Genomic DNA, 16355 nt, shown 5'->3' with positions numbered 1-16355 from the left:
AAAAAGGAGATCCACGTCAGCTCATACTTGAATTTTCTTCAAGTAGAACTCACACGTGAATCTCCCTTTTCTCCGTCACTTTGTATCAACTTGATATCACTATAACAATCGGTGAAAACGCTGTCAAACGTTCCAAATGATTTTTCTCACAATCCGATTAAGAGTGTGGTTCAAAATGCCGCCATAAATCCTTATTCGATGTCGTAATGCTTGAGGCACCCGCTTCAATCGCTTGTTCGACTTCTTCTACTGTATCAATCAGTCCCCCTGCGAATACGAGACGTCCTGTCTTTTCCTTCACTTCTTGAATATACTTCGGCATCAACCCTGGTAATACTTCGATGTAATCAGGTTGTGTGCGTTCCATAAGTTGATAACTTTTTTCAAGTGAACTGGAATCGAGTAAGAACATACGCTGCATCGTCTTGACCTTTTTTTGACGTGCCTTCAAGATGACACTCGCCTTCGTCGAAATGACGCCATACGGTTTCAGTTCTTGGCAAACATATTCCGTCGCGTACTCATCATTTTTTAACCCCTGGACGAGATCCATATGCAAAAACATTTTTTTATCGTATCGATGTGCCATCTCATAGACTGCTTTTAAACGCGAGACGTGCATTTCGAGTAAGACCCCATACTCATATGGACTCTTCAGCATCTTTTCAAAGTCTTCTAATTTTCTAACGGAAGGCAGGATCTTCTGTCCAAAATATGTCATGCGTTCTCCCCCTGATTCGTAATGTGTCCTAAGTATGTCGTGAAACTGAGGTATTAGGCAATGCTCTTTTCATGAAAATAAGTGAAAAGAGCGCTACGATTAGGGTATAGCTTAACGAAACGATTTATTTTCAGGAGGTGAATGCGCAGTCCTACCGTCTGTGCACGTCAATGAGTCAGCAAAAACGGATCACTATTTATTTATTCTCGATTTTAATTAATGCCCTAGGTAACAGCTTTATGGTGACCGCCTCGATCGGCAGTGCACCTTGGACATCCGCAAGCGAAGCTGTCGCGGCGATCTCACCGTTAACTGTCGGGCTGGCCATCATCGTTTTACATGTGCTTGCCTTGATTGCAGCGCTTTCTCTTGGAAGCCGCTTCAGTTGGTGGACGATCGTCCTCAGTTTCGCACTCGTCGTACTGTTCGGCGCCGCAATTGATTTCTTCTTATCAATCCATCAATTGATCTACACACCACAAGGACTATGGATGCGCGCCTTGTACATGTTAATCGGTATGCCGTTGATTTCACTTGGACTTGCACTTTATCTCCAGATCGGCTTCGTGTTGATGCCGCCAGATTACTTGATGAAATCACTCATCACCCGCTTTAAAAGTACATCAATCGGAGCAACGATTAGTCTCGGGATTCCTTTTTTGATTGCCAGTCTCTTTTCACTGATTGAACGTCAATTGATCGGCATCGGAGTCGGAACTTTTATTTTCTTAATATTGAATGGTCCGCTGATTGAATGGTTTCAGCGACTGTTCCCGATTACGGCTCGTCCGCCTAAACGAACTAGTTCTTAAATACTCAAAGAAAAGAGTTGCTCACAGACAAATTCGTCCGTGAGCAACTCTTTTCTTTACGTGTAGGATTTTCTTTGGAAAACAAGAATTGACGCGCCTAATAAGACGATGATATGCGCCATTACGAACAAGACGGAGAATGTTAAAGATGTTCCCATTGCTTCACTGATACCATAGGAAACAGAATCCTTGAAATACATCGACCAGTCCAAGTGCATGAATACGATCCATTTGGCAATCGCTGGTTTAAAGCCGATCAATAGACTTCCCGCAATGCTTGTAAAGAACTGCGCTAATACGGTAAAGCCAATGATCATACCGACCGAGCGGAATAATAATGAGAAGAACAACGTCATAAATATCGTAAAAATCGGACTGACGACCTCAACGATCGTGTCGCGGAACAGGATCGGATCTCCTACCTCTGAAAACACAAATGAGCCTGCGTAGACGATCGCAGCAATGAACACGAATTGGAATAACATGATCAAGATCGAGAAGATCAGCTTCGAGAAATAAATCGTCATTCGTGAATATGGACTCATTAATAGATGTTTCATCGTATCATACCGTACTTCATTCCCGATAGCTTCTGCCGTGAAGACGATCGTGATGATCCCTAATAAGGAGGTCAACAACACAAATGTTAAGGAATAGTAATCATAGCGTGTGAACTCAAAATCATTTGTCTTCGCCACAATGATAATACCAACCGCAATGACGACATATAGCGCTAAGACGATTTTCGCTTTTTTAGTCGTCCACCATTTCATCCATTCATTTTGTATGAGCGAAAGCATGTGAATCCCCCTCTTTTTTCGTTACTTGCAGGAATTGTTCTTCGAGCGTCAAGCGTTTGACGGTCAATTCATGTAAGTCAGCAATCGGCACGACAAGTCGGGCAATCGCCGGACACTCACTTTCTGGTGCTGTGATGATGATTTGTTCATCAAGTACTTCTGATGGATAGTTCGCGATGCGAAGGGCTTCAAGTACGTCAGTCATCGCTTCCTTATTGACGCGAAGTGCCACCTTTGCTCCAGTTTCGTTACGAACCGATTCGACCGACTTGATGACACCTTGATCAATGATGGCATATCGATCACTGATTTGTTCCATTTCACTCAGCATATGACTTGAGATCAAAATTGCGATATCCTGCTCACGCGCCATTTGTCGTAAATACTCACGAAGTTCTGCGATCCCGGACGGATCTAGACCATTTGTCGGTTCATCTAAAATCAAGACGCGCGGATTATGTAACAACGCGCGAGCAATTCCAAGACGTTGCTTCATTCCGAGTGAATACTCTCCAACTTTCTTCGAAAGCTTTCCTTCTAAACCAACGAGACGAGCAAGTGCGTCAAAGTCGACTTGTCCGAGTCCTGGAATCAGGTTTTTTGCATGTATCAAGTTTTGTTTGCCTGTTAAATAAGGATAAAAAGCTGGATTTTCAACGATTGCTCCGATTTGCGTCAATGCCTTCGAACGCTCTTCTACGACATCATAGCCATTGACCGTGACTCGCCCAGCATCCTGCTCAAGCAGACCCGTGATGATACGAATCGTTGTCGTCTTCCCTGCCCCATTTGGTCCGAGGAAGCCGAACACTTCTCCTGGGGATACCTCAAAACTGACGTCTTTTAGAATTTGCTCTTTTCCGAGACGCTTTGAGATATTTTCAATCTTTAACATCTGCTCTTCCTCCTCATTCATATTTTGTCTATGCTATATAGTGTACGTGAATTCCCTGCGAAAGTTTCTTTTCTTACAAATATGTAATCTGATTCCAAATAAAAATCCGCTAACGCAGAAATTTGAGACTAAATAAGGAATGGAGTCTTCAGATGATTCTTTTTGAAGAAATGACACGTGAACATTTTCCGATCGTTCAATCACTGTACGCAAGCGTTCCAGAGTATGCATGCCTAGAAGAACGGGCGCTACCACTCTCTGATTCGATCTTACAGGAGGAATTCTTGAATCCCGATACTGTATCGCTGATCGGGTATATCGATGGAGAACCTGTCTTACTGATTGACTACCTCCCAAAGCATCCGCAAGACGGTACAACGTGGATTGGTTTATTTTTACTTGATGCTTCTCATCATGGCACCGGAACGGGTAGTCGGTTACTGTCCGCCTTTTTCAATCAATTCTTAAGTCGAGAGTCACAGATTCATCTCGCCGTATTACCTGATAACGTAAAAGCCCGACGGTTTTGGGAAAAACATGGATTCCGCTATGTACGAACGAGCATCTCGAACCGTAAACAGCAAGTAGACGTCTATGTATATGAGTCAAACAAAAACAAATGAGAAACGTATGAATGGAGTATCACACAATGTCCAGACCCTCACTTCGCTTTGACATCCTGTTAGCGGGATTGATTTCCCTATTATTTTTAAGCATGACGCTGTTGTTGACCTTCTTCATCAGTCAACACGCGACAAGCCGACTCCAATCGGAAGTCGGAATGAATCTGTCAACGACTGCTCATCAACTATCCGACAAGCTCGATCATTACATGTGGTCACGCTATGCAGAAGTGAAGTTGCTCGGCTCTTTATCAACGATTCAACAAACAGATCAAAAAGTAGAAACACGTCGGACACTAGAAGAGTTACAACGACAGATTCCCGACTTTTCTTGGATTGGTCGTTTAGATGCGAACGGTAAAGTCATTGCGTCAACGAACCAGATTCTTGAAGGAACATCGATCAAAGAACGACCTGTTTTTCAAGAAGCATTATCGCAACCATTCATCGGTGATGTTCATGAAGCCGTCCTACTCGCAAAATTATTGCCGAATCCAAGTGGTGAGCCACTCCAATTTGTCGATATAAGTACACCTTTATATGATAAGGGACGATTTTCCGGCGTCCTCGCGACACATCTCAGTTTCGAATGGGCTAAAGCGATTGAACAAAGTTTCCAGAGCGCTACCTCTTCTCTCCAAAAAGTCGATGTCTTCATCGTTAGTCAAGATCGAAAGACGATTTTGCTTGGACCAAACGGATGGAGTGGTAAGACATTGCCTACTAGTGTAACGCTCACTTCGAATGCTCCTGCGACCGCTTTTTGGAAAGAGAAAGAATTCGTCTCTGGCCAAAGTACGAGCCGTGGTTACAAAGACTATGATGGACTAGGTTGGACGGTTCTTGTGCGTCAACCGACATCGATTGCCTTCGCTGATGCCGACGCTTTACGCCAAACGATTTTTATCGCTGGGTTAATTGCCTCTCTCATTACAGCTCTGCTTGGGTGGATGTTAGCGAAACTGCTGACTCGACCACTCTTAAAAATCACGCATGCCGCACAACAAATGCAAGGTGATCCTTCAAAATCACTTCCGAACCATCGTGGAATCCGAGAAATCGAGACATTGACAGATGCCCTACAGCAACTGATTCGTCGATTGCTGCATACCGAAAAAGAAAAACTGACGTTTGAACGATTATCGCAACGTGACAGTCTCACGGGTCTTGCGAATCGAAACGGTCTTGCTCAATACATCGAACAATTACCTATAGGAACGCATTCCATCTACCTTTGTCTCGATTTAGACGGTTTTAAAGCAGTTAACGACACATATGGGCACGCACTTGGTGATCTCCTCCTGATCGAGGTCGGTCAACGTCTCGAACAGTTACTTCCACCTGGTGGCTTCGTCGCTCGTCTTGGTGGCGATGAGTTCATCATCGTCTTAACACATCAGTCTGTAGTAGAAGCACAACACTTAGGTGAACAATGGATTGCCCATGTCTCGATGCCTTATCATTTAGAAGAACAGACCGTCCATATCGGAATGAGCATCGGACTCGCTGAACAGATAGCAGGTGAATCGCTCGAGCAAGTCATGCACCATGCGGATTTAGCGCTCTATCGTTCGAAGCAAGATGGTAAAGGATGTATGTCCGTTCATTGACCTTTTGGAACGGAGGATTGACAAGCGCGGTTCTCCTCCGTAAGGTGAACGAGAAGCGTATAAATTTTCAACAAGGAGCTGTCAGCATGAATCAATGGACACGTGAAGCACGATATCGTCCCCTCTCGGATGTCGATCCGACCGTATACCAAGCGATGAAGGAAGAAGTAAGAACATCTCCTTGGCGATTTTCTTACCATATCCAACCTCCAACCGGACTTTTGAATGATCCGAACGGCTTCGTCTACCACGACGGTCTTTATCATTTATTTTATCAATGGTTCCCACTCGGTCCTGTTCATGGTCTAAAGTACTGGTATCACATGACATCAAAAGACCTCGTACATTGGTTCGATGAAGGGGCCGCCTTGATTCCAAATGACGATCCTGATTCGCACGGCGCTTATTCCGGTAGTGGCTTCATCAAAGATGATCAAGTGCACATCATGTACACCGGTAACAAACGGGACGCAGAGTGGAATCGCCATACGAGTCAAATCGTTGGGCACCTTCGTTCGGATGGACGGATTGAAAAACACTTACCACCTGCTATTCCAACCGTTCCTGAAGGCTATACAGAACATTTTCGTGATCCGAAAGTCTTTCAAGATGCATCGGGCATCTGGTACTGCATACTTGGAGCACAGCGCACTGACTTGACAGGTTGTACTGTCATTTATCAGTCTCAAGATGCAGAGCACTGGACGTTTGTCGGTGAGTTACGGACGAACTACCCGACATTCGGTTATATGTGGGAATGTCCTGATTATTTCGAGCTTAATGGAAAAGGCGTCTTTCTCTTTAGTCCTCAAGGGATTGAGCCAGATGGTACGAACTATCAAAATATTTTCCAGTCCGGTTACTTCATCGGGGAACTGTTAGCTTTACCCAACTTAACATTCACACATGAACCTTTCCAAGAACTCGATTTCGGATTCGACTTCTATGCGCCACAAACAACTGAGGCGGCAGATGGTCGACGGATTCTTGTTGGTTGGATGGGTTTACCGGACATTAGTTATCCTTCTGACATTTATAACTGGGCACATGCTTTGACATTGCCACGTGAATTAACGATCGAACAGGGACAACTTCGTCAACGACCTGTCCATGAACTGACACAGCTACGAAAAGAAACCTTATTTGACGAAACGATTCTTTTCGAGCAAGATGTGACGGTTGCGGAAGCTGAGATTTTCGAACTCGTGATGACAGACTTGAAGCTGTCGTCGGATTCGTTCCGCTTCTCAATTCGTCAAGACGCTACAGAAGAAACCCTATTTAAATATGATGTCGTTTCGCGTCAATTTACGATTGACCGGAGTCGTTCGGGTGTGGACGTTCCTGCTGAATCATTTGGTACATCACGATCGACTGTCCTTTCGAAAGACTTGCAGACATTACGTTTGTTTGTGGACCGGTCCTCGTTCGAACTTTTCCTCAATGATGGAGAAGCCGTCGCAAGCGGACGTATTTTCCCAAAAGCAACGAGTCGAGGTATCGGATTCTCTGGTGAGGCGACTGCCCACCTCTCTATTTATGATTTATCTTAAATAACAAAAAGCATTTTCCTGAACATAATCAGGAAAATGCTTTTTTACTTCACTGCTTCAATCGTGATTCCTTTTCTAAATCGAAGGCGAGAATATGTTGCTCTCCGATTGGACCCATGACCGATTGTAACGTATCGACATATCCCGTCTTGAAATACAGTGATTTTGCAGCGATATTCTTTTTATTGACCGCAAGTGTAATCGATGTGACTTCCGGGAAATGATGATGAACGAACTCCGGTAACTGCATCATCGCTTCCTTCGCGTATCCTTGATGTTGATGCCGTTCATCAATCGAAAAGGCACGTAACAGGACACTTTGTTCATCCGTCCGGTGTGTTTTAGGGGGATTGAGATGGAGAATAAAAAATCCGACGACGAGCTCGTCTTTTTTAATAACAACCGGAAACTTATCGGGATGTGCAACCGCATCCGTAACGACATCCGTTGGAAAAGAAGTAAACTGAACTTGTTCTTCCGGAAGAATGAACGCCTCACATTGTTCATAATGTTCATTTGTATACATGTGTAATTTCACTACAGACATTCTCATTCCGCCTTCCCTCTTTGTACAGGACAAGAGAGTACTCTCTTACATCTATTCCCATTTTAATATTTTTGAGTCCATTTGCCTAGTCTTTTAAAGGCACTCCTCTTACATTGCTTCCAATAGTCTTTTGTCTCTTTATTCCACGGTTCGTCTTTCAGTAATCCAATCCGATCATTAAAAATGCTACACTAGGGAGAGTTCGATTTAATGGACACGAAATTAAACGCTCGAGGTGAACTGTATCATGCATGAAGATTTTTTCGAACAGATGGAGCGATTGACCGGCATTCAATTGAATCCTGTCCAACAACAGGCAATTGAACATGACCATGGTCCGTTGCTGTTACTCGCCTCACCCGGCTCTGGAAAAACAACGACCCTTAATTTTAAGATTGCCTATTTGATTTTACAAAAAAAAATTGAACCACATCGTATTCTTGGACTAACCTTCAGTAAAGCGGCAGCTCGCGAGATGGCGGATCGATTTTATTATTTATTCCATGAACTAATCGGAACAACAGCGGCTTTTTCGACAATCCACAGTTTTGCTTTTCAAGTCGTCCGGGACCATACGTCTCAACAACGCCTCTCCTATACGATCATTGAAGGACCGATGGATCAACAACATCCGAATGCGCCACATAAACGGATGTTACTGCGCCGTATTTTCCAGGAAATTAATCGAAGTGTCATTACCGATGATCAAATGGATGAGTTGTTACGGATGATTTCCTTTGTCAAAAATCGCCTTCTTTCTTTAAAAGAAATCAAGGCAGTACCGACGACGATCAAACACTTTCCTGACATCTACGTCGCATATGAACAATTCAAGTCTCGTGATCCTCTACATCCGTTACTTGATTTCGATGATATGTTGACGTATGCTAATACGATTTTGGAACAAGACCGTCGTCTATTGCAACATTACCAACGTCGCTTCGATTATATTCTGACAGATGAGAGTCAAGATACATCACTCGTTCAGCATCAACTGGTTGAAAAGTTAGCCTTACCCCACAATCGCCTTTGTGTCGTCGCGGACGATGACCAGACGCTTTACAGTTGGCGTGGCGCAGATGCATCCAAGATTCTCCACTTCAAGGATACGTATCCGAATGCGACGATTCTTTACATGGAACAAAATTATCGCTCATCAAAGGACATCGTCTCAGTCGCCAATCAGTTCATCCAACGTAATAAAGCACGTTATCCGAAACAGATGTTCACGGAGAATGCTGCGGTTCGTCCAATTATCTTAGAGACGCTACCGACTTATGAAGATCAGACTCGTTATTTATTGAATCAGTTACGGACGGAAACGAATTACCGCGAAGTCGCCATCTTATATCGCAACAATGCTTCTTCGATCAACGTCATGAATGCGTTAGATCAAGCAAACATTCCTTTTTACATTAAGGATGTTGATCATAAATTCTTCAGTCATTGGATTTTGAAGGATATTTTAAATTTCATGACATTCGCACAAGATCCAACAGATATCGAGATTCTAGCAACCATCCATACGAAGTTCGCCGGATATATCTCAAAAGCTCAACTGGCTCAATTGCAACAGTTTGGTTCGGGTGAATCTGTATTTGATCTACTCATAAACAAAATCGAGATGAAGTTTTATCAAAAGAAACAACTTCAACAAATGAAGCGCACATTCGCTTCCATTCAGACCGTTCGACCGTCTGCTGCCCTCTCATTGATTCGTCATGAACTAGGCTACGAAAAGAATTTGCGGAAAATGAGTGAGAGTCTCGGTTTTAGTCTCGATCACCTGCTTGAGACATTAAATACGATCGATAACATCGCAAGTGATGTACCGACGTTACTCGCCTTTCGTGAGCGGATCGCGCATCTCGAACAGTTGATGCGTGATGCGAAACAAAACAAAAATCAAAATGCGGTCACCCTTTCGACCTTTCACAGTGCAAAGGGGCTTGAATTTGATCGCGTCTTTATGATTGATCTCGTTGCTGGTATTCTTCCATCGGCTGACACGATCAAGGCGTACAAGAATGGACAACTCGATGATATGGAAGAAGCAGCACGCTTGTTTTACGTCGGGATGACACGGGCACGACACGAACTGCATCTCCTGTCTTATCGTTTTAAATCGAAATCGTTCGATGTCTCACCATTCGTCGAAGACGTTCATCGTCTTGTTACACCGGATTCCGCAAAACGAAAAATAGAACGCCAACGTCCTGCCATTGCAGCGCGAGCTAAAGTTCCTCCACTTCCGATCACTGAGAACATGCGTGTATCGCATACAGCATTTGGTCCCGGAACCGTCTTGCACCTGGTTGATGACGTGCTAGAAATTTCATTTGATCAAGGAATGAAAAAACAGCTTTCGTTACAAGTCTGCTCCGAAAATGCATTACTCGAAATTTTATGAGCCAAAAAAGCCTGTTTCACATAAATATGTGAGACAGGCTTTTGGTATATATCAGTTTTTAGGTGATGACTCATTTTGACGAATCAAGGCATCTCTGATTTCTGTCAATAGCTTTTCTTCTGTCGTTGGTACCGCTTCTTCTTCGACGACTTCTTCCTTCTTCCGGAACGAAGTGATTCCTTTGACGAAGATGAACAAAGCAAAGGCAATCAATAAGAATTCGATACTCGCCTGAAGGAACTGACCGTACTGTAATTTTGCATTTCCGACCATGATTGATAATCCTTTGACATCAATACCACCGATGATGATACCGATCAACGGCATGAAGACGCTGTCGACGAGTGATTTGATAATCCCGCTGAACGCAGCACCGAGAATGACTCCGACCGCTAAATCGATCACATTGCCTCGAAAAGCAAACTCCTTAAATGCCTTAAACATGAAACGTCCCCCTTACCAAGCACGGGACGCCAATTGCTGAATCGCATATCCGACGCCGTGCTCATCGTTTGTTTTCGTCACATGATGCGCAATCGCTTTTGCTTCATCATGACCATTCCCCATCGCGATCGCCTTTCCAGCAACCTTAAACATGGGAAGATCGTTCAGATTATCACCGATGACAGCGACTTGTTCGATCGGCACACCAAGGTGGTCCGCGAGGATTTTAACTGCCGTTCCTTTATCGGCACCGACTGCCATGACTTCGATGTTATCGTGTCCTGACGACGTGACATAGACACCCTCGACTTTCTGCTCGATTTCCTGCCAGATTGTTTTCATCAATTCTTGATCAAATGAGAACGAAATGAACTTGAATACTTTTCCCGCTTGATTACGAATGTATGACCGGAATCCATCAATCATCTTGACGTCTTCGTGGACATAATAGCGATCGTGGAAGAAATCAAGCACTTGTTTTGCCCGATCACTTTCTTCACTTAATTCTTTTAACGAATCGTAGGCTGCATCAATCGTCGCTCCTTGCGCTGTCACGAGTCCTTGATCACAGAACATCTCGAAGAAGACTTCGTACTGGCTAATGATGCCGTAAATTTGCTGTGCTTGTTCTGTCGTCAGAGTCGTCGCACTCAACTCTTCTCCATCGACGGTCATCACACGTGCCCCGTTTGAAGCAATGATCGGACAATGAATTCCTGCGGCATCCGTCAATTCTTTAGCATTTAAGTAATTACGTCCTGTTGCAATTGCAAACTCGACACCTTGTTCGCGTGCTGCTTCAATTGCCTGAATCGTCTCCGATTCTATTCGTTGTTTGCCCGAAAGAACGGTACCATCCATGTCTGATACGAGTAATTTAATTGGATTTGCCATCGTCTTCACTCTCCTCTTTTTCTATTTCCATACCACTATACCATTTTTCACATTTTGACTGGTCGTAAACACGGTTTACAAAATCGGTGACAACAAACGCGAAATACTTTCCTTGAATTTGATCATTCTTGAACGCGCAACATACGACTCGACCGTCATGAGCTTTGATACATCACAATCGGCTAAGAAGAGCCGTTCTAGTTCAATTGCTACTTCCTGATCATAGACGATTGTATTCATTTCGAAATTTAAACGGAAACTTCGTGCATCGATATTCGTCGTCCCGACTGAAGCAATCTCTCCATCAACAACAATCGTCTTCGCATGTAAAAATCCAGGTTCATACGTGTAGACTTTAGCTCCGTACGACAACAACTCTCCTACAGCAGCTGTCGTCGCCCAATAAACGAATGGATGGTCCGGCTTATTCGGAATCATGATGCGCACCTCCACTCCAGACAGAAGAGCTGCCTTACATGCATCTAAATAACTCGTGTCTGGAATGAAATAAGGCGATTGAATGTAAATCGTCCGCTTTGCCTCATTGATCATCTTGATCAAAGCAAGCTTCAGATATTCTGAACGGGAATCCGGACCCGACGTGACGATTTGCATCGGTAATATACTCTGAACCCTGTGTGTCCCGTAGTAGAACAATGATTTTTCTGTATAGACGTCACTCGCTTGATTCCAGTCAAGAATAAAACGGTCGAGCTGATCGTGAACGACATCACCTTTCAAGCGAAAATGCGTATCCCGCCAGTAGCCGAACTTTTCATCGATACCTAGATATTCCGTACCGACGTTAAATCCACCAATGTAGCCGATTCGACCGTCAATGATACAGGATTTACGGTGATTGCGGTTATTTAAGCGAAAATTAACGAAACCAATCGTCGACGGGAAAAAAGCGAACACTTCTCCCCCGTGTACCAGTAAATCTTTGAAATCCGTCCGTTTGAGACTACGTGATCCGACAGCATCATATAATAGACGGACTTTGATTCCACGACGGGCACATTCGGTTAATGTATCGATCAACGCTAGCCCAAGGCGATCTTTCTGAATAATGTAGTATTGAATATTCACTTCATGCTCTGCCTGGCGGATATCTTGAATCATCCGATTGAATTTCTGTTCTCCATCCGAAAGAATCTGCAGTTGATTCGAGAGACTGAGTAACGAACCGTTCGACATCAGATTCATCCGAATCATATCCCGGTGCTTTTGAATCATCGGGTGCCGCCCCATCGTCACGAGTTCTTTTTTCTGTAAGGCAATCCGTCTATCGTGTTCTAGTTGTTCTTCTTCCGTAATACGATAAAAATTCGATTTTTTCAACAATCTTCCGAAAAACAGATAGACGAGAAACCCAACGAGCGGAACGAAATACAAGATGAACACCCATGCCCACGTCGCACCAATATCGCGCCGTTCGAGAAAAATAACCGTTAGGACCGCCAAGATATTCATGATGAGCAATCCGTAGACGATGATGATCGTGAACGTACTCCATACTTCCACCATACGATTCCCTCCCGTTTCAACGGTATTGTTCGATTTTGGTCCCTTGTCTCCTATTCCCGTTTCCTTCCGCGTCATTCTTTTGAAGACAAAAAAACCTTTTTAAAGCACGAATGGCTTCAAAAAGGTTTAGGTCTTTCATGATTCTTGACATGGTTCCGGTTGTTGTAACGCCATTTGTTCAAGTGTCGCTTTGACACCTGCTACACAGTCTGGCAATCCAACACCATCATAAGCAAGTCCGGCTAAATGAATGTGTGGATAGTGCGAAGCGATGGTTTCTCGCACTTCTTGAATCCGCTGTGCATGCCCTACCGTGTAGGCCGGTAAGCCGTCTAATAGACGACTGATGACGACACGTTCCGGTTGCAACGGACGACCACAGATGGCTTCAAGATCTTCTAAGACGACCCGTTCAATCATTTCGTCTGATTCACGAACGAGTGCATCTTTTCCGGGACGACCGATGAAGGCACGAAGCACGGTATGATTCGGTGCTGCATGATTCCACTTTTGATCAATCGCCGTACACGCTGTAATCGAATACGGTGCCTGACGGTTGACGATGAAACCTGTTCCATCGATCGGCAACGCTGTTTCCTTATCGAAAATCAACGTGACTGTCGCCGTCGAGTGTGTCGAGAGGTTCGCAAGCCCAGGCAGCGTCGCTTCTGGTAACAGGGACACGACTTGGCGATGCGGAATCGTTAACAAAATATCATCGGCATACTCTGGACCATGATCCGTTTCGAGACGATACCGTCCATCTTCTTCCCGTTTAATCGAGCGAAGTGGTGTCTCAAGACGAATTTCTGTCCGTTCAAGCACCTCTTCTAGCCGCTCGACGAGAGACTCGAGTCCAGTAGCGAGCGATAAAAATTGACCTGTCGCTTTGAGCGTCGGACCTTGTTGTTGGTCAAGCGGACGCATGAGACGCATTCCTTCAAACAAACTTCCTGCCTTTTGTTCATTTGCAACAAATTGCGGGTAGGTCGCAAACGTACTCATCCGATCGATATCACCAGCATAAATGCCTGAAAGAAGCGGTTCGATCAGCTTCTCGACGAGCGCATCTCCAAGACGCGGACGCAAATACTCTCCTAGCGGGATATCTGTTTCTGGAATCGTCAAATCAGGAGCCGGGTGAAGCAATCGTTCTGACACTTCTGCTTTTTCTTCTTCCGTCAACAAAGAAGTCTCTGCAAATAACTCTAAATCCGTCGGGATACCCATGACGGCACCTTTTGGAATCGGGTGGAGACCTCGCGCATCCAATATATAGGCTTGCGACGTGTTATTACGAACGAGTTGCTCCCCTAATCCAATCTCTTCGATGAGATCCGTCAGTACGTGTTTTCGTGCTACATACGAATCTGGTCCCCGCTCGATCGTCAATCCTTCGTCCCGATATGTTGCCACCTTACCACCGAGACGACCTTCTGCCTCAAGTAACGTGATGTTCATTTCCGGAAACTGTTTCTCTGCATAATAGGCGGCCGCAAGTCCTGATATACCACCGCCCACGATGACGAGACGTTTACTGGACATAACTACCCACCTGTTTCGCGACGGCTTCCGTGACAGCTTTCATGAAAGCAGGATCCGCGTTTGGCATGACAGGTCGCGCATAATGGATTCCGAGTTCGTCGCAGACGACTTTACACTCATAGTCATTATCGAATAATACTTCTAGATGGTCCGCAACGAAGCCGACTGGCACGTAAACGAACGCTTCGTATCCTTTTTCTTCGTAAACATCACGTGTCAGATCCTGAACATCAGGGCCGAGCCATGGCTCAGGTGTTTGTCCAGCTGATTGCCAACCTGTGATCATATGCGGTACACCGGCACGTTGTGCGATCAATTCGGCAGTTTCTTTCAATTGCTCTGGGTACGGATCGCCGTTTGCGATGATTTTCTCAGGCAGACTGTGCGCTGAAACGACGAGAACGGCTTTTTCTTCAGGAACTGGTAAAGCGTCGAACGTCTTACGGATTTCTTTCCCCCACCAATCGAGAAATGCTTCTTCTTTGTACCACGATTCAACGGATGCGAGACGAATACCGTGCTGATCTGCGACTTCCTTCGCACGACCATTATATGAACGAATACTGAACGTCGAATAGTGCGGTGCTAAAACGACTGTGACCGCTTCTGTGATGCCGTCTTTTGCCATTTGCTCGACAGCATCCTCAACGAATGGCTCGATGTGCTTTAGACCAAGATAAAGCTTAAACTCGATTTCACCGGCATATTTCTCAGACAATTGACGGTGCAGCTCTTCTGCCTGGTCAATCGTGACTTGTGCGAGTGGTGAGACTCCACCAATGGCTTCGTAGCGTTCCGTCAACTCTGCCAATGCTTCTGGAGACGGTTTGCGTCCGCGGCGGATATGCGTATAATACCGCTCGATATCTTCAGGTTTATACGGCGTACCATACGCCATGACAAGTAATCCTAACGTCTTCATTTTTCTACCTCCATTTTTTCTTTCGAATAATCATGGATAAATGCAGTCAAACGTTTCAATACTTCTGGATCAACTTCCGGGAAGATGCCGTGACCGAGGTTAAAGATGAACCCTGGTTGTTTCATTCCCATGTCGAGAATCTCCTTCGCTTTCGCTTCAAGGATATCCCATGGTGCTAACAGATAAGACGGATCGAGGTTCCCTTGGACGGGTTTCGTCAGCCCACGTTCACGTGCTTCATCGATCGATAAGCGCCAATCGAGTCCAACGACGTCTAACGGTAAGCTATGCCACTCTTCTGCCAAATGACTCGCCCCTACACCGAACATGATCATCGGCACGCCTGTATCTTTTAGTTCCGTGAAAATGCGTTCCATCGTCGGTTTGATGTAACGGACATAATCTTTCCGGCTTGTCGTTCCGACCCATGAATCAAAGATTTGGAACGCTTGAATCCCTGCATCTACTTGTGATTTGATGTAATCGATGACCATGTCACCTAGTTTCTCCATTAAGGCATGCCATACTTCAGGTTGTCCATACATCAATGCTTTCGTTTTATGGTATCCCTTTGAAGGTCCACCTTCAATCATATAGCTCGCAAGTGTAAATGGCGCCCCGGAAAAACCAATTAACGGCACTTCAAGTCGTTCCCGTAATAAACGAATTGTTTCATAAATGTACGGAATATCTTCACGGTTGAACGGTTGCAGTGCTTCGACATCTGCCATCGTGCGAATCGGATTCGCAATGACTGGACCGATGCCACTCTTGATTTCAACATCAACGCCCATCGACGGAAGTGGCGTCATGATATCTTTATATAGAATCGCTGCATCGACCCCTAGTTGTTTTACAGGTAGTTCTGTCACATATGCGCCTAGCTCCGAGTCATGTGTGATCTCGAAAAGCGTCCGTGTCTTCTTGATTTCACGATATTCCGCTTGATAACGACCTGCTTGTCGCATGTACCAGACGGGAACGTGATCAATCTGCTCGCCACGGATCGCCCGCAAAAACGTATCATTGAATTTCTTCATCATAACTACCCC

At 44.8% G+C, this 16355-nt stretch carries 15 protein-coding genes; 5 read left to right on the top strand and 10 right to left on the bottom strand.

Features of this window, described 5'->3' with window-relative positions; translation table 11 throughout:
- Nucleotides 1–157: 157 nt before the first annotated feature.
- The gene (locus tag VJ374_RS03850) at nt 158–721 is read right to left on the bottom strand and encodes a glycerol-3-phosphate responsive antiterminator (protein ID WP_290773549.1); all 564 of its coding nucleotides are present in this window, start codon (nt 719–721) and stop codon (nt 158–160) included.
- Between the two features lie 170 nt (nt 722–891).
- Between VJ374_RS03850 and VJ374_RS03845 the strand changes: the two genes are divergently transcribed.
- A complete protein-coding gene (locus VJ374_RS03845) occupies nt 892–1533 on the top strand; it encodes a YczE/YyaS/YitT family protein (protein WP_329470219.1) in 642 nt (213 codons plus the stop codon).
- A gap of 56 nt (nt 1534–1589) precedes the next feature.
- Here VJ374_RS03845 and VJ374_RS03840 read toward each other — a convergent pair whose 3' ends face one another.
- Entirely contained in the window at nt 1590–2333 is a 744-nt protein-coding gene (locus tag VJ374_RS03840; protein ID WP_035409387.1) for an ABC transporter permease, read from the bottom strand.
- Nucleotides 2311–3228, bottom strand: a complete 918-nt coding sequence (locus VJ374_RS03835) for an ABC transporter ATP-binding protein (RefSeq protein WP_329470218.1) — start codon at nt 3226–3228, stop codon at nt 2311–2313. The genes VJ374_RS03840 and VJ374_RS03835 overlap by 23 nt, the downstream gene beginning before the upstream one ends.
- 152 nt (nt 3229–3380) lie before the next feature.
- Between VJ374_RS03835 and VJ374_RS03830 the strand changes: the two genes are divergently transcribed.
- The 3 genes from VJ374_RS03830 (at nt 3381) to VJ374_RS03820 (ending at nt 7014) form a co-directional block, all read left to right on the top strand.
- Complete coding sequence (locus VJ374_RS03830) at nt 3381–3851, top strand: GNAT family N-acetyltransferase (RefSeq protein WP_052019076.1); 471 nt, start codon at nt 3381–3383, stop codon at nt 3849–3851.
- Nucleotides 3852–3877: 26 nt separating this feature from the next.
- A complete protein-coding gene (locus tag VJ374_RS03825; RefSeq protein WP_035409390.1) occupies nt 3878–5461 on the top strand; it encodes a diguanylate cyclase domain-containing protein in 1584 nt (527 codons plus the stop codon).
- Between the two features lie 86 nt (nt 5462–5547).
- Nucleotides 5548–7014: a glycoside hydrolase family 32 protein gene (locus VJ374_RS03820; protein ID WP_056059984.1), complete on the top strand. Its 1467-nt coding sequence runs from the start codon at nt 5548–5550 to the stop codon at nt 7012–7014.
- Nucleotides 7015–7063: 49 nt separating this feature from the next.
- Here the strand turns inward: VJ374_RS03820 and VJ374_RS03815 are convergent, their stop codons facing one another.
- A complete protein-coding gene (locus VJ374_RS03815) occupies nt 7064–7540 on the bottom strand; it encodes a GNAT family N-acetyltransferase (protein ID WP_290782421.1) in 477 nt (158 codons plus the stop codon).
- A gap of 268 nt (nt 7541–7808) precedes the next feature.
- Here VJ374_RS03815 and VJ374_RS03810 point away from each other — a divergent pair, with 268 nt between their 5' ends.
- On the top strand, nt 7809–9971 hold the full coding sequence (locus VJ374_RS03810; protein WP_329470213.1) for an ATP-dependent helicase: 2163 nt from the start codon (nt 7809–7811) through the stop codon (nt 9969–9971).
- 51 nt (nt 9972–10022) lie between these two features.
- On the opposite strand, the gene mscL is transcribed toward VJ374_RS03810, so the two are convergent.
- From mscL to hemE, 6 genes are all read right to left on the bottom strand, one after another.
- Entirely contained in the window at nt 10023–10415 is a 393-nt protein-coding gene (gene mscL / locus VJ374_RS03805; protein WP_035409394.1) for a large-conductance mechanosensitive channel protein MscL, read from the bottom strand.
- A 12-nt stretch (nt 10416–10427) separates the two neighbouring features.
- Nucleotides 10428–11309: a Cof-type HAD-IIB family hydrolase gene (locus VJ374_RS03800; protein ID WP_329470211.1), complete on the bottom strand. Its 882-nt coding sequence runs from the start codon at nt 11307–11309 to the stop codon at nt 10428–10430.
- Between the two features lie 75 nt (nt 11310–11384).
- Complete coding sequence (cls, locus tag VJ374_RS03795) at nt 11385–12836, bottom strand: cardiolipin synthase (RefSeq protein ID WP_056059974.1); 1452 nt, start codon at nt 12834–12836, stop codon at nt 11385–11387.
- A gap of 135 nt (nt 12837–12971) precedes the next feature.
- Nucleotides 12972–14381, bottom strand: coding sequence for a protoporphyrinogen oxidase (gene hemG, locus VJ374_RS03790; protein WP_035409399.1), 1410 nt, complete (start codon nt 14379–14381; stop codon nt 12972–12974).
- Nucleotides 14371–15303 (bottom strand): ferrochelatase, encoded by a 933-nt coding sequence (gene hemH, locus VJ374_RS03785; protein WP_023467355.1) that lies wholly within the window; start codon nt 15301–15303, stop codon nt 14371–14373. The genes hemG and hemH overlap by 11 nt, the downstream gene beginning before the upstream one ends.
- On the bottom strand, nt 15300–16346 hold the full coding sequence (gene hemE / locus VJ374_RS03780; protein ID WP_035409400.1) for a uroporphyrinogen decarboxylase: 1047 nt from the start codon (nt 16344–16346) through the stop codon (nt 15300–15302). The genes hemH and hemE overlap by 4 nt, the downstream gene beginning before the upstream one ends.
- Between the last annotated feature and the right edge of the window lie 9 nt (nt 16347–16355).

Source organism: Exiguobacterium sp. 9-2 (assembly GCF_036287235.1).
In the GTDB taxonomy this organism is placed as follows: domain Bacteria; phylum Bacillota; class Bacilli; order Exiguobacteriales; family Exiguobacteriaceae; genus Exiguobacterium_A.
Note: the sequence above shows the minus strand (reverse complement) of the source record. Positions and strands in the feature narration are given on the sequence as shown.

Excerpts from the sequence above, each read along its gene's own strand:
- VJ374_RS03850 (WP_290773549.1), bottom strand. The coding sequence starts at position 721 with ATGACATATTTTGGACAGAAGATCCTGCCTTCCGTTAGAAAATTAGAA.
- cls (WP_056059974.1), bottom strand. The coding sequence starts at position 12,836 with ATGGTGGAAGTATGGAGTACGTTCACGATCATCATCGTCTACGGATTG.
- hemH (WP_023467355.1), bottom strand. The coding sequence starts at position 15,303 with ATGAAGACGTTAGGATTACTTGTCATGGCGTATGGTACGCCGTATAAA.
- VJ374_RS03820 (WP_056059984.1), top strand. The coding sequence starts at position 5,548 with ATGAATCAATGGACACGTGAAGCACGATATCGTCCCCTCTCGGATGTC.
- VJ374_RS03840 (WP_035409387.1), bottom strand. The coding sequence starts at position 2,333 with ATGCTTTCGCTCATACAAAATGAATGGATGAAATGGTGGACGACTAAA.
- VJ374_RS03835 (WP_329470218.1), bottom strand. The coding sequence starts at position 3,228 with ATGTTAAAGATTGAAAATATCTCAAAGCGTCTCGGAAAAGAGCAAATT.
- hemG (WP_035409399.1), bottom strand. The coding sequence starts at position 14,381 with ATGTCCAGTAAACGTCTCGTCATCGTGGGCGGTGGTATATCAGGACTT.
- mscL (WP_035409394.1), bottom strand. The coding sequence starts at position 10,415 with ATGTTTAAGGCATTTAAGGAGTTTGCTTTTCGAGGCAATGTGATCGAT.
- VJ374_RS03830 (WP_052019076.1), top strand. The coding sequence starts at position 3,381 with ATGATTCTTTTTGAAGAAATGACACGTGAACATTTTCCGATCGTTCAA.
- VJ374_RS03825 (WP_035409390.1), top strand. The coding sequence starts at position 3,878 with ATGTCCAGACCCTCACTTCGCTTTGACATCCTGTTAGCGGGATTGATT.
- VJ374_RS03815 (WP_290782421.1), bottom strand. The coding sequence starts at position 7,540 with ATGTATACAAATGAACATTATGAACAATGTGAGGCGTTCATTCTTCCG.
- hemE (WP_035409400.1), bottom strand. The coding sequence starts at position 16,346 with ATGATGAAGAAATTCAATGATACGTTTTTGCGGGCGATCCGTGGCGAG.
- VJ374_RS03800 (WP_329470211.1), bottom strand. The coding sequence starts at position 11,309 with ATGGCAAATCCAATTAAATTACTCGTATCAGACATGGATGGTACCGTT.
- VJ374_RS03810 (WP_329470213.1), top strand. The coding sequence starts at position 7,809 with ATGCATGAAGATTTTTTCGAACAGATGGAGCGATTGACCGGCATTCAA.
- VJ374_RS03845 (WP_329470219.1), top strand. The coding sequence starts at position 892 with ATGAGTCAGCAAAAACGGATCACTATTTATTTATTCTCGATTTTAATT.